This is a genomic window from Roseobacter sinensis (assembly GCF_025755255.1).
In the GTDB taxonomy this organism is placed as follows: domain Bacteria; phylum Pseudomonadota; class Alphaproteobacteria; order Rhodobacterales; family Rhodobacteraceae; genus Roseobacter; species Roseobacter sinensis.
Genome location: NZ_JALIEB010000062.1, coordinates 1 through 1,233, shown reverse-complemented (window position 1 = coordinate 1,233; position 1,233 = coordinate 1). Strand labels below are relative to the sequence as shown.

General features: G+C 63.8%; 1 protein-coding gene and 1 pseudogene. Both read left to right on the top strand.

Annotated features, from left to right (window positions below):
* The first annotated feature begins 123 nt into the window (after window positions 1–123).
* Window positions 124–1,149, top strand: coding sequence for a PAS domain-containing protein (locus tag MUB52_RS23885; RefSeq protein ID WP_263846662.1), 1,026 nt, complete (start codon window positions 124–126; stop codon window positions 1,147–1,149).
* 8 nt (window positions 1,150–1,157) lie between these two features.
* Window positions 1,158–1,233: pseudogene (locus MUB52_RS23880) on the top strand (succinyl-CoA--3-ketoacid-CoA transferase); the annotation flags it as partial.

Below are 1,233 nucleotides of genomic sequence, written 5' to 3'. Positions count from 1 at the left end.
GCGATCCACCTGCCCGGCATCTACGTGCACCGCATCGTGCAGGGCACGCACGAAAAACGAATCGAACAACGCACCGTGCGGCCGCGCCCGGACGGCGCCCCGCAGGCGGCTTGAGGGGCAGCCATGGCAGATACGGTAGACAAGGACCTCATCGAGGACACCTCCTTTGACGGATTTGGCCGCACGCAAGTCTCGATGGTCGTTACCAACCCGCATCTCGAAGACAACCCGATCGTCTATGTGAACCACGCCTTCACCCGGCAGACCGGGTATGCCCGCAGCGCGGCCATCGGGCGCAACTGCCGCTTCTTGCAGGGCGAAGAGACCGACAAGGCCGCGGTCGATCTCATCCGCCGCGGGGTCGAGGCGCGTGAACCCGTCAGCGCCGATATCCTGAACTATCGCGCCAGTGGCGAGCCCTTCCTCAACCGCCTTGTGATTGCGCCGATCTGCAATGAGGATGGCGAAGTGCAATACTTTGTCGGCATTCAGAAAGAGTTGCGTCAGGAGGAACGCGGGACGGCGCCCGATCGGATCAATGCGCAGTTGATGGAGATCCAGGATCGGGTCGAAACCGATATGTCGATGATCATCGGCGTGATCCGGCAGCAATCGAATTCCACCTCTGTACCCGCGGAATACGCCGCCCTCAGCCGCCGGATCGAGACGCTCCAGCTGCTCTACGAAGAGATGAAGCTGTCGGACCATCAGTCCAATCGCGATCACATCCAGATGGGCAGCTATATCTCGCGCCTCTGCTGCGCCATCGGCCATGTCTACGGCCGCTCCGGCATTCGGCTAAACGTGCAAATCGACCCGCTCGAGGTGCCGATCGAAACGGCCTCTCGCGTGGGCCTCGTGGTCTCGGAGATCCTGACAAACGCCTTCCTGCATGCCTTCGAACGCATCGACACCGGGCTCGTCGAAGTGCGCATGTCGCAGCTGAGCGCGGGCGGCCTGCGGCTGACGGTCTCAGATGACGGCGTGGGCATCCCCGCCGCAATGTCCTGGCCCAGCCCCTCCACCGTGGGCGGGCGTATCGTGAACGGGCTCATCGAAGGGCTCGAGGGCACCTTGCAGCTGGGCCGGGGTGCTGCGGGCAGCTTTGTTACCATCGACGTGCCCGCAGGCGCGGCCATCGCAGAGTAGGAGCGCCGATGCCCTGGGACCGCAATCAGATGGCCGCGCGGGCGGCGGAGGAGCTCGAGGACGGGATGTACGTCAATCTCGGGA

Excerpts from the sequence above, each read along its gene's own strand:
- MUB52_RS23885 (WP_263846662.1), top strand. The coding sequence starts at position 124 with ATGGCAGATACGGTAGACAAGGACCTCATCGAGGACACCTCCTTTGAC.